At 61.6% G+C, this 12688-nt stretch carries 8 protein-coding genes; 5 read left to right on the top strand and 3 right to left on the bottom strand.

The window, feature by feature from the left end:
* Positions 1-87 precede the first annotated feature (87 nt).
* From IPM54_32420 to thiL, 5 genes are read left to right on the top strand one after another with little or no spacing between them, the layout of a single operon-like run.
* Complete coding sequence (locus IPM54_32420) at positions 88-981, top strand: M48 family metallopeptidase (protein MBK9264482.1); 894 nt, start codon at positions 88-90, stop codon at positions 979-981.
* A 25-nt stretch (positions 982-1006) separates the two neighbouring features.
* The gene (locus IPM54_32415) at positions 1007-2791 is read left to right on the top strand and encodes a dynamin family protein (GenBank protein ID MBK9264481.1); all 1785 of its coding nucleotides are present in this window, start codon (positions 1007-1009) and stop codon (positions 2789-2791) included.
* 59 nt (positions 2792-2850) lie between these two features.
* Positions 2851-3582 (top strand): gliding motility protein, encoded by a 732-nt coding sequence (locus IPM54_32410; protein ID MBK9264480.1) that lies wholly within the window; start codon positions 2851-2853, stop codon positions 3580-3582.
* On the top strand, positions 3579-5027 hold the full coding sequence (locus IPM54_32405) for a PocR ligand-binding domain-containing protein (GenBank protein MBK9264479.1): 1449 nt from the start codon (positions 3579-3581) through the stop codon (positions 5025-5027). Before IPM54_32410 ends, IPM54_32405 begins: the two co-directional genes overlap by 4 nt.
* A gap of 7 nt (positions 5028-5034) precedes the next feature.
* Positions 5035-6015, top strand: a complete 981-nt coding sequence (thiL, locus tag IPM54_32400; protein MBK9264478.1) for a thiamine-phosphate kinase — start codon at positions 5035-5037, stop codon at positions 6013-6015.
* 11 nt (positions 6016-6026) lie between these two features.
* Here thiL and IPM54_32395 read toward each other — a convergent pair whose 3' ends face one another.
* The 3 genes from IPM54_32395 to sppA all read right to left on the bottom strand — a co-directional run bounded on the left by IPM54_32395 (position 6027) and on the right by sppA (position 12460).
* Complete coding sequence (locus IPM54_32395; protein ID MBK9264477.1) at positions 6027-6497, bottom strand: hypothetical protein; 471 nt, start codon at positions 6495-6497, stop codon at positions 6027-6029.
* Between the two features lie 162 nt (positions 6498-6659).
* Positions 6660-10001 (bottom strand): vitamin B12-dependent ribonucleotide reductase, encoded by a 3342-nt coding sequence (locus tag IPM54_32390; GenBank protein ID MBK9264476.1) that lies wholly within the window; start codon positions 9999-10001, stop codon positions 6660-6662.
* A 728-nt stretch (positions 10002-10729) separates the two neighbouring features.
* A complete protein-coding gene (sppA, locus tag IPM54_32385) occupies positions 10730-12460 on the bottom strand; it encodes a signal peptide peptidase SppA (GenBank protein ID MBK9264475.1) in 1731 nt (576 codons plus the stop codon).
* Positions 12461-12688: the final 228 nt, after the last annotated feature.

Raw genomic sequence — 12688 nt, 5'->3', positions numbered from 1 at the left:
AAGGGTGTGCAAAGCGCTCGTCGAATTGCGTGATGAAGCGGGAGGTGCGGTTGCACCGCAGCATCCCCGCCGTTACGTTCGAACTTCATGGCACAAGTCGGAACGCTCGATTTCAAAGGCTTCGTCGCGAGCCGCAAAGAGCAACGCGCGGGTGGATCGGACGGTGGGGGTCATGCGTACGCGTACGCGTCCGATCACGCGACACGCATGGCATTCGAGAGGATGAAGCCGGTCGAGCTTGCGGTGGCTGCGTCGGTTCGTTTTTTCAAGGAATCAGGCAAGGCTGATCTCTTGGGTCACGGAGTCAAAGTCGGGCCGAATCAGTTTCCACGCGTGCATGGTCTAGCGGCCGAATGCGCGCAGACGCTCGGCATTGCCACGCCTACGGTCTACATCGTCAACAGCCCGCAGATGAATGCTGCGACGTACGGGACGAACGACGATTCCTTCATCATGATCCATTCGGCGCTCGTCGATCACTTCACGGATGAAGAATTGCGCAGCGTCATCGGTCACGAGTGCGGGCACATCCACAACAGCCACGTCGTGTACTTGACCGCAATGCACTACTTGCAGGTCATGGTTTCGATCTTCGTCCAGTGGATCGTTTATCCAGCGATGATTCCTCTCCGAAGCTGGTTGCGACGAGCGGAGATCACCTGCGATCGCGCGAGCCTTCTATGCTCCCGCAACCTCGACGTTTCGACGCGCGCGCTTGCCAAGCTCGCACTAGGCTCGGCCAAGCTTTATTCCGAGCTGAACTTGGAAGCATTCTTGGCGCAGCACGAAGAAGGCAAGGAGAGCGTGGGACGTTTTCGCGAGCTTCTTCAGACGCATCCGTGGGTACCGACGCGCGTGAAGGCGCTACGTACGTTCGCGCAAAGCGAGCTCTACATGCATCACGTGGGGCAAGAGGGAAAAGGTTTGTCGATGGAGGAAGTCGACGACCAAGTTCATGGATTCATCAAGGTTTTTGGATAGGTTTGGATAGGAAAGAGAGCTTGCGATGCTCGAATCATTTCGCACGAAGCAGCTCGAGGTTGCGACGGCGCTGCGCAACGTCGTGACGATTGCCGCTCGCGTAGGCGCCAAATCGCTTGCCGGTCGTATCGGCACCGATGTCGTCGACAAACTCGAAGCCGACAGGTTTCACTTGGTCGTCGTCGGCGAGTTCAACCATGGCAAGACGACGTTCGTGAACGCGCTGCTCGGAGCAGAAGTTCTCCCGGTCGGCGTCACACCCACGACGGCCGTGATTCACCACCTCGAATATGCGGCCGAGCCTCGCGCAGAGCTCGTGCGAGCTTCGGGTGAACGTCAAACGATGGCGTTCGAGGAAGTGCGCAAGTTTGCGGTTGGTCAGGAAAAAGGGACCGAAAGCGTCGCGAACGACGTGAATCGGCTCGAAGTGTATTACCCGGCGGAGATCCTTCGCGAGCGCATCGTTTTGGTCGACACGCCAGGCGTGAACGACCTGTCGCTTCAGCGTGCGGACATCACGTACAGCTACATTCCTCGTTCGGACGCGGTGCTCTTTCTTCTCGATGCGGGTCAGCCGCTCAAGGAGAGCGAGCGGGTGTTCTTGAATGAAAAACTCCTCGGGCAATCGCGCGACAAGATCGTTTTCGTCGTGACGAAGCGCGATATTTGGAGCTCCGACGAAGAGGTCGAAGCGCTCGCGTACATTCGTTCGGAGCTGGCCAAGCTGGTGCGAAGTCCGGTCGTATTTCCGGTGTGTGCGAGGAAGGCGCTCGATGGGCAAGCGACGGAGAGCGGCATGCCCGAATTGCTGCAGCACCTGACGACGTTCTTGGCGGAAGAGCGCGGGCGCATCTTGCTCGACAACGCGCTCGGTGAAGGCATCGAGGCGGCGCGCATGCTTGGCAAGGGCATCGACGCGCGACGTCGGGCAGCGGCGATGACGAGTGAAGAGCTGAGCCGGCGGATCGAGATGCTGGAGCGAGACCTCGCGGGACAATCGAAGACGATCGAGGAGCGGCGGTTTGGGATTCGCGAAGAGGTCGCGAGGATTCAGGCGTGGGTGCAGCGGGACCTCGAAAGGTTTGTCGCCGACGTGACGCGACAGATTCCCGATGTCGTCGACAATGCGCCGGCAGATGAATTGAAAGTGCACCTCGGGCCGTTCCTGGAGCGAACGTTTGCGGATTGGGCGCAGGCGGAGACGAAGGAAATTGCCAACGCGCTCGAAGCGCTCGCGGAGCGCACGATCGCGCTCGTTCGCGACGATGCGCACGAGGTTGCCAAGCGCGTGCGTGAGGCGCTCGGGGCAAACCTTCGCACACCGAACGTCGAAGTCGACACGCTCGGATACGACGTCGGCGTCATTGCGCTGTTTGGCGCGGGCCTCGCGGTGATGACGTTCAACGTGCTTCTTGGTGGAATCCTCGCGGTCGCGGCTCCGGTGCTGGCCGTGTACGTGAAGGGAATGATCGAAACGGAGACGAAGAAGCGGGCGAAGGAGCTTGCGCCGATTGCCGTGCGTGAAGCTGCGACGAAGGTTGGTCCGAAGCTCGACGAGATGATTCAGGAGTTCGCGCAAAGGCTCGATGCGTGGGTCGTGACGGCTGGTGAAGAGCTGCATCGCGAGGTCATCGAAGTGCTCGGTGCTGCGAAGGCTGAACGAGCGAACACAGCGCTCAGCGTGGAGACGGCGATTGCAGCGTGTGATGCGGAAGCAAAGGCGCTCGCGGGTGTGATCGAACAACTGGAAAGTCTGCGCAGTGGTGTGTGGGCGTCGGGCGCATCGCAGGAGAAAGTGGCCGCATCGTGATTGAACGGGCCGACTGATCGAGCAAGACGCGCGGCCCTGTTGCGTGCGACAATCCTCTCGTGCAGCTCGATTTCGCCTCTCGCGAGATCACCATCAAGCTCGTGTATTACGGGCCAGCGTTGAGCGGCAAGACCACGAACCTCGTGGCCTTGCACGCGCGCGCTGGGTCCGACACGCGCGGTCGCCTGATGACGCTTGAAACGCAGGACGATCGCACGCTTTTCTTCGACCTTTTGCCGCTGACGTTCAAGTCGAAGGATGGTGACTTCTCTCTTCGCATCAAGCTTTTCACCGTTCCTGGACAACCCATCCACTCAGCGACACGCAAGCTCGTGCTTCAAGGTGCCGATGGAGTCGCGCTCATCGTCGACTCGCGCATATCCGAGACGAACCGCAACGCCGAGGCGTTCTTGGATTTGCGTCAGAACTTGAAGGAGAGCGGCATCGACATCAGAAAGATGCCGCTCGTGATTCAGTTCAACAAGCGCGACATGCCGGACATTCGGACCGACGAAGAGCTCGTGCGTCTTGCTGCGAAAGGCAGTGAGCCGGTGTTTCGAGCGGTTGCGACGCGAGGCATCGGGGTAGTCGAAACGTTCATCTGTTTGCTCTGGCTCACATGGCGTTCGCTGGATCAGAGCCATCAACTGGCGAAGAAGTTGTCGATCGACGGCGACGAAATGGTCCGAACGGCAGCGCAGCAATTGGGCGTGACGACGCCGTTCCGCGAGCTGATTGCGACGCGTATGGGCGCGGTCGGGTCGAACGTTCTGCCTGGGGGAACGCCATGAATGACGAAGCTTCGACGGGCGCCGATGCGATTGGCTTGGGCCCGCCCCGACTCGAGGATCTCGTCGATCGCGAGTCGCTTCGAACGATGGTGGGTTCGTTCGAGCAGATCTTCGGCATGCATGTGCGCATCGTTTCGGGCTCGGGCACGAATTTGGCCAGCACGACGAACGAATGCAGCCTCTGCGCGATGGTGAACGAGGAGCCGTCGGGACGGCGGGCATGCGCCAAGGTCGTCGCCGAGGTCAAACGCTTGCGCCTCGTATCGAAGGAAGGCACGCAGCATCCGTGCTTTACGGGCGCCCGGTATCGGCTGATGCCGATTCAATACGAAGGCGACGTCATCGGCCGCGTGATCGTCGGACCGTATGTCGATCCGACGATTGAAACCATTCCCGATGCGCTGTTCAAGGTGAGCAGCCGTATCGACGTGGCGCGGGTCGCGGAGCTTTTGCCACTCATGCCGCATGCGACGGAGGTCGTTGCGGAGGCGGTCGCCAAGCATCTCGTCGCCGTGCTCGATGTCGTGCTCTGGAGTGGGCACAAAGCGCACTTGACGTCGACGATGCACATCGCGTCGATGCGCGAGAGCTTCAAAGAACTGACGAAGAAGACCTCTGCGCTCGAGCAGGCCTATGCCAAGCAAAAGGAGCTCGACAAACTCAAGAGCCACTTCCTTGCGACGGTGTCACACGAGCTTCGCACGCCGCTGACGTCGATCCTCGGCTACAGCGAAATGCTTTCCGGTGGAATCGCCGGCGAGCTAACTCCCGGGCAACTCGAGTTCGTGAAGATCATCGAAGCCAAGAGCAATCACTTGCTCGAGCTCATCATGAGTCTTCTCGACCTGTCGAAGCTCGAGAGCGGCACGGTGATGATTCGTCGCGGCGACGTGCTCATCAAGTCGGTGCTCATGGAAGCCGTGTCGACGCTCGCTCCGAAAGCATCGAAGAAAGGCATCACGTTCGAGGTCGACGCGCCGGAAGATTTGCCTGTCGTCGTTGGCGATCCCGAACGACTTCGTCAGGTGTTCATCAACTTGACGGAGAACGCGATCAAGTTCACCCCGACAAACGGTCGCGTCACGCTATCGGCCAGGCAAGTCGAAGTGAACGACGAAGATGGTGACGAATCTGGTTTGGTGCTCCTCGCGCCATTGCGACAGATGATCGAAGTGCGCGTGGCGGACACGGGAATCGGAATTCCAGAAGAGGAACGCACGAAGGTCTTCGATCCGTTCTACCAAGTCGATCAGCGGCATTCGCGTGAATACGAAGGAACGGGGCTCGGCCTTTCGATCGTGAAGCGTTTGGTCGATGGGCATCACGGCACGGTGCACATCGAGAGCAACACGCCTCAAGGTGCGGTCTTCGTCGTCCGCCTGCCAGCAGCGCCTGCGTCGGAAACGTCGCCGCAGACTGCCGTTGCGGTGCGGTTCGACGGATAGAACGGCGATGAGTCATCGCAGCTCGGAAGCAGCACGGATCGACCTCATCCGTTCGACGTTCGCGACGGGTAATGCAGACCGAACACTCGTGGGCATCGGTGACGATGCAGCCGTGCTTGCTCCGAGCAAGACGCCGCTCGTGTGGACCATCGATGCGCAAGTCGAGGGCGTCCACTTTCGTCGCGACTTCGTGTCGATGGTGGACGTCGGTTACCGCGCAACGATGGCTGCAGCGAGTGACCTTGGTGCGATGGGAGCGGCGCCGATCGGCATCTTGGCTGCGCTCGTGTTGCCAGCCGATTTCAGCGACGACGACCTGCGTGGCATCTTGCAGGGTCAAAGCGAAGCGGCGGGTGAGCTCGGCATGCCGATCGTCGGCGGAAACCTCGCACGTGGCAGCGAAGTCTCCATTACGACGACGGTGCTCGGTGAATCGAGTCGCCCGCTCACACGCGCGGGAGCGTGTCCGGGAGACACGGTCGTGCTTGCTGGACCGCTTGGCTTGTCCGCGGCGGGACTGTTGCTGCTCCAAGCATCGGTTGGCAAGACGAACGCTCGTCCGGATGCGCACCCTGATGCAGAGCCTGCACTGCGCGCGTACAGGCGTCCCGTTGCACGCATTGCGGATGGGCTTGCCGCGCGCGATGTCGCGACGGCTGCCATCGACGTATCCGATGGACTTGCGAGAGACGTGGGACACTTGGTTCGAGGCAGTGGCGTGCGCATCGCGCTCGATCCGACGAAGCTCGTGACGCCGGAGCTCGAGCGCGCGGCGCGCATCGTAGGTGCCGACCCGTTGCAGTTGGCGCTGCATGGCGGTGAGGACTTTGCGCTGGTGATGACGGTCCCAGCGGGACAGGTTCCGCCGGGGTTCATCCCCATCGGCCGCGTGCTTCCGTCAGAAAAAACGGATTCCGACTTGGTGCTCGATGGCCCCGGAGCAGCGTTTGTCCCAGTGGAACAACGAGGTTACGACCACTTCCGCTGAGGTGTGCGTCATCAGTTGCAGGCGGCTGGTGCCTTGCCTGCCATCGTCGCTCTGATCTGCGTGAGGGTCGATGCGCGCGAGGTTTTGCCGCTTTTGACGAGCGCTGCCGTTGCATTGCATATCGCCGACGCCGCGGTCGCTTTCGACCTCGTGCCGGCATCGACCTTCGCATCCTTCGTCATGGCCGTGAGCGCCGAGCAGCAACCATCGATGGGTTGAGGCGGGGCAGCTTTTGCCGTTTCAACCGGCGGAGGATTTGCTGGGGCAACGGCGGCGGTATCGGTGGCAGCAGCAGCGCTTCCAGCGGCAGCAGCGGGCTCTGCTGCAGGCGCTGGATCCTCGGTCGCTTTGACCGGAGTTGGAGCAGCCGAAGGCATCGTGAGAACCACCGGTTCCTCTTCCTTCTTGCCGCAACCAACGATCACGGCGGCGATGAGGACGATGGAGACGAGCAAGAGCGGAAGGCGAGCAGGGGTCGACATGAATCCCGTTTACCCGTTCTTCAAGCTTGCGGCTAGAACACCGAAGAGTTTGAAACGAGGCCCATTCGGGGGGGTATGGGGGGCAGAGCAGTCGGCCCGTCATTTGGCCTTTGGCCAAAACACTCACAGAGCCGCCTGCGAGCCCCCCCATCGCGACTGGCCTCAGCTACAGCCCATGCTGTTGCCGCAGTTCAGGCACTTGTAGCAAGCGCCATTGCGCACGGTGATGTGACCACAACCGTCGCACACGGGAGCGTCGCCCATCATGTCTTCGAGCTGCGCATCGAGCGCGCTCGACGCAGTGCGTTCATGCGAGGGGGCACGCGTGGCCGCAGGCAGAACGGGCACGCCAGACGAGCTTTCCTGCGCACGCGTGTCCGTCGGATCCTGAATCGCCACATTCGGCTCGGGTTGCACGTGAGCCAAGTCGTACCGATGCAGGTACTCGATGCCCAACGTGCGGAAGATGTAGTCGACGATCGACGTCGACAGCTTCACGTAGTCGTGCCCTTCGACGACTCCTTGGGGCTCAAACCGAGTGAACGTGAACTGATCGACGAACGTTTGGAGCGGCACGCCGTATTGCAAACCGATCGACACGCTCATGGCGAAGCAGTTCATCAGCGACCGGAAGGCAGCGCCCTCCTTGTGCATGTCGATGAAGATCTCACCGAGCGTTCCATCGACGTATTCACCGGTACGAACGAAGATCTTATGACCTCCAACTTTCGCTTCTTGCGTGAACCCCGTCCGCTTCTTGGGTAGACGCACGCGCACACCCGTCGGGCGAAGCACCGGAAGAGCCGGCTCGATCGGTTTCGGCGCCATGACCTCGACCGCCTCGACCTTTTCCTCCTTCTTGTCCTTCTTCGAATCACCCGACGACGAGAGCGGTTGCGACGCCTTGCACCCATCGCGATAGAGCGCGACTGCTTTGAGCCCCAAGCGGTGCCCCTCTTCGTAGATTCGCTGCACCTCCTCGACGGTCGCTTCATTCGGCAGGTTCACCGTCTTGGAGATGGCGCCCGACAGGAACGGCTGCGCTGCCGCCATCATTCGAATGTGCGCCATGGGCGCGAGGAATCGCTTGCCAATCTTGCCGCAACGGTTGGCGCAATCGAACACCGCGTAGTGCTCTTCGCGCAGATGCGGCGCTCCCTCGATCGTCATGCGACCGACGATCGTCTCGTTGGCTTCCGCGATTTCGGCAGACGTAAAGCCGAGCGATCGCAGGAGCGAGAAGCCGGGCGTGCGTCGTTCGGGCGTAATGCCGAGTCGCGCATAGGCTTCTTCACCGAGCACCCACGGGCTGAACGCAAGCTCGAGATCGAAGACTCCAGGGATGGCGTTCTCGATCTTCGCGAGGTCTTCATGCGTCAGGCCGCGAGCCTTCAGCGACGCTCGATTGACGTGCGGCGCTGCCAAGAGCGTGTTCGTGCCGGATACGTACGCGACGATCTCCTGAACCTCGTGCTCGGAATAACCGAGGCGCCGAAGCGCTTCGGGGACGCACTGATTGACAATTTTGAAATAGCCCCCGCCAGCAAGCTTCTTGAACTTCACGAGCGAGAAGTCGGGCTCGATGCCCGTGGTGTCGCAGTCCATGAGCAAGCCGATCGTTCCCGTCGGAGCGAGCACGGTCGCTTGCGCATTGCGATAGCCATGCTCTTGGCCGATGCGCAAAGCCTCGTCCCAGTCTTCACAAGCAGCCCGCCAGAGACCCTCGGGGCACTTGTCACGATCGATCGCGTACGCGGCGTCGCGATGCATGCCCATCACGCGAAGCATCGGCTCGCGGTTCTTGGCGTAGCCGGGGAACGGTCCACGCGTCGCAGCCATCTCGGCCGAAACCTTGTAGGCATGTCCGCACATGATGCCCGTGATGGCACCAGCAACGGCTCGTCCTTCATCCGAGTCGTAGGGGATGCCGAGCAGCATGAGCATGGTGCCGAGGTTGGCGTAGCCCAGACCGAGCGGGCGGTAGTCGTGCGAATTTCGGGCGATGGATCGCGTCGGATACGACGAGAAGTCGACGAGGATCTCCTGCGCAACGAAGAAGACACGCACAGCGTGACGAAATCCTTCGATGTCAAACGAACCGTCGGAGCGGAGGAACTTGGTGAGGTTGAGGCTCGCCAAGTTACAAGCCGTGTCGTCGAGGAACATGTACTCGGAGCACGGATTCGAGGCATTGATGCGGCCCGAGTTCGGGCAGGTGTGCCAGCGGTTGATGGTCGTGTCGTATTGAACGCCGGGGTCGGCACAAGCCCACGCTGCCTCGGCGATCGTCTTCCAGACCTCGCGAGCGTTGTACGTGTCGATGACCTCGCCGTTCGTTCGGCTGCGCGTCTCCCACGTCCCGCCCACGCCGACGGCGCGCATGAACTCATCGGTGACGCGCACGGAGTTGTTCGAGTTCTGGCCGCTGACCGTGTGATAGGCTTCGCCGTTGAAGTCGGAAGGCAAGCCGCAGGAGATGAGCATCTGCGCCTTGCGCTCCTCGCGGACCTTCCACTCGATGAAGTCGAGGATTTCAGGATGGTCCATGTCGAGGCAGACCATCTTGGCCGCGCGCCTCGTCGTACCACCGCTCTTGGTTGCGCCGGCGGCGCGATCGAAGACTTCGAGGAAGCTCATGAGACCCGAGCTCGTGCCGCCGCCGGAGAGTTTCTCTTGCTTGCCGCGGATGGTGCTGAAGTTCGTGCCGGTGCCCGAGCCGTACTTGAAGAGGCGCGCTTCACTCTTGATGAGGTCGTAGATGCTCATCAAGTCGTCGTTGATGGACTGGATGAAGCAAGCCGAGCATTGCGGGCGTTCGTAGGCGTATTGGATCTCTTCGATGGTGCCCGGAGCGGTTTCGTCCTTCGGGTCTTCGATCCAGGCGTAGTTGCCTGCGGTTCCTTGGATGCCGTAGCGATGCCAAAGACCGCAGTTGAACCAGACCGGTGAATTGAAGGCGCCGAGCTGATTGACGAGCATGTGTGAAAGCTCGGCCTCGAACGTGTCCGCTTCCTTGCCGTTGGCGAAGTAGCCACCGAAGGACTCACCCGCTTCGCGGATGGTTTTCGCGAGCCGATGCACGACTTCGCGAACGCTCGTCTCGCCAACCTCTTTGTTGCCGTGAATGCCAGCTTTGCGGAAGTACTTGGAGACGACGATGTCGGTGGCGAGTTGCGACCAGCTCGCGGGGATTTCAGCGCCTTCCATTTTGAAGACGACCGAGCCGTCGGGATTGGTGATGACGCTGGACCTACGCTCCCAAACGATTTCGTTGAGCGGGTCCGTGCCTCGGCGCGTGAAATGACGGTCGAACGTGAGGCCCTTGGGGCGCGTAGCTTTTTTCGCTTCGCGTTTGGCAGGGGTTTTTCCGGCAGTTTTGGCAGCGGGTTTGGCCTTCGAACCCCGTCGCACAGCACCGGATTCCGGTGGGCGGCTGTCCGAACGCACTGCGTCTGCTGCCAACTTTCCGTTTCCGCCATCCCCAACGATCATCGGCTGCGCCATCAGTATTGTCTCCTCAGACAAAAAAAGGCACCTTGGGACCCCAGGCCCCAATTCGCCCCTCTCAATTCATCGCCCTGCAAGAACCCTAAAAGGCTCGCCCCTCCCCGTCCGCACGCATGAGCCGTCTGCACGGCTGCTCACTGTCAATGCTTTCAGGGGGTACATGAGATCACTCCTCCGGGACGAACCATCGGCCCGTCTCGGTCGGTGTCCCGGAGTCACCGGGGAGCCATTCTCTTCTACAGGTAGCGCGAGGTGTCAACACTCGGCTCAACATATAGGGTGTGTAAGGCGCTACGCGATTTCTGAACACCCGTACCTCGACCCCCAGGTTGACCGGAACAACTGCACAGATTTCGCGCAGTTTGTCCACAATGCTCGCCTTCGACTGCAAGGGTTTGGCAACCCCAACGCAGTGCGTTGGAATACATGCACATTTTCCTTGCCTCGAGGTTCTCCGGCAAAACATGCATGCGGCGCGATGAGGCGCCCGGCCAAACGCAAATTTTGCGGGATCAGGCTCGAAATGCACCCGGCCAAACCGCGTTTGAAACCGGGCCAGACCTGGACGCTCGCTTCGCGCGTGTGGGACACGCGCTCGCGAGAGTCTTGTTTACGATGGGGGGGCCGAGGCTCGCCTCCCGGTGTTTTTGCGCTTCGCACAAAAACACGGCGAGGCTCGGCCCCCCCATACCCCCCCGAAATTTGCCTTATTCCAAACCTGCACGTTACGTCACATCGAGCCAAGTTCGTCCATCCGAACCGAAGGGCTCGTACAGCAGAACCAGCTCGGTTTGGGCGACGTTCAGTCCAAGCGCCAGGCGTTCACCCACTATGCGGTCGAGCCCAACCGCCGCGAGCATCGTTTCGGCAACCCGAGGAATGGGCGGTGGAGGGGGTATCGAAAACCGGGTCGGTCTGACGATGACCGGTTCGAGACGCCGATAGCCGGCCAAGTCCGTCGCCCGCTCGATGGCGCGGTCGAGGCCGCCGAGCTCATCGACGAGCCCTCGCGCAAGGGCCTCGGTGCCGCTGTAGATGCGGCCCTGAGCAAGCTTTTCAATGTCCTCGACCGAGCGCTTTCTGCCGCGAGCCACGACGGAAACGAAAGTCTTGTAGAACGCGTCGACCTCACGCTCGAGCACGCTTCGCTCGGCGTCTTCGAGCGGACGTACGGGGGAGTTCAGGTCGGCACGCGCGCCTCGCTTGACGACGTCGGTGCTGACGCCGAGCTTGTCGAGCAAGCCACGAAGCACGAAATGCGTGGCCACGACGCCGATGGAGCCGGTGATGGTCTGAGGCTGCGCGACGATGGCGCGTGCGGGCGCGGCCACGTAATAGCCGCCGCTCGCAGCCACGTTCGACAAGTAGGCCACGACGGGTTTTTCCGACGCGAGGCGTTCGACTTCGTGGTGGATGCGGTCGGAGGCGATGGCGCTGCCGCCAGGGGAATCGACGTGCAGCACGACGGCGGCGATGCGCGGGTTGACGCGTGCCGCTCGGATGGCCCGCACGACCGCGTGTTCGGAAGCGATGGCGCCCATCGAGAAGCGCACTTGCGACACGATGGGACCGTGCACTTCGACGAGCCCGACGACCGGCCTCGGCCACAGCGGTCGCCACTTCGTTGGGCGCTTGATGCGGTGGTAACGCCCGAACGCGACGAAGCGCGCACGCTTTCCGTGCGGCGCGCCGAGCAGCCCATCGAGCTCGTCGTCGTACGCGACGTGATCAACGAGGCCGAGCTCGACCGCTTGCGAGGCACGATGGGGGCCCGTGTCGATCCACTCGGCGGCTTTTGCGCGATCGCCCCCACAACGTTCGGCGAGCGCTTCGACGAGCAGTGCATGGCGCGTCCCGATGACCTCCTCGAGCTGCTCGCGTTGCGCCGAGCTCATGTCCTCGCGCACCAGAGGCTCGGCCGCGGACTTGTACGTGCCGCGAGCGAACACTTGAGGCTCGACGCCGATGCGGTCGAGCGCGCGTTTGAAGAAGCTCATCTCGACGGCGTATCCGAGCGGGGCGACGTGCGTTTCAGGACCGACGACGATGCGCTTGGCGCCTGATGCGAGAAACATGACGTCGGAGTCGGCGCCCATGGGCGCGTGAACGACGACGTCTTTTCCGGCATCGCGAAGCTTGGCGAGAACGGCGCGCATCGATGCAAGTACGCTCTGGCCTGCTGCGAGCGAGCGCACACGGACGACGAGCCCTTCGAGACGCGCATCCGCGGCGAGCAGCCGTGCGACCTCGTGCATTGCGACGAGCGTCAGTGGCGGCGGCTTTTGGGGCTGGGTCCATCGAGCGAGCAGGCGCGGTCTCGGCGGCGCGTTGTCGACCACGCGACCATCGATTTCGAGCAGAACGTAGCCTTTGCGCGGCGACACGAACGCGCGTCGAAGAAGGCGCAGTGGCGACGTGACGAGGAGCAGGAGGTTGGTGAGGAGCGCGAGGAGCAAGGTGGTGTCCGATCGCTAGCTACATCTATGGTGCCAGCAAAGGTTCAGGGCCTCGACATTTCCAGATGCATGGCCGGTCGCATTGGGGAGGCAAGCGCAACGTAGAGCGACACAGTACGGAACGGTAGCAGTGCGATGCCCGCTCGCTCTGCACATCGCGCTACACTTGCGCGACATCTGACCGGCTGCTCGATTGCCGATCCTAGATCGGCACAAGGAGTGTTTTGT

This window comes from Polyangiaceae bacterium (assembly GCA_016715885.1).
GTDB lineage: Bacteria > Myxococcota_A > Polyangia > Polyangiales > Polyangiaceae > Polyangium.
The sequence above is the reverse complement of the archived record's forward strand: the minus strand, read 5'-3'. Positions and strand labels throughout refer to the sequence as shown.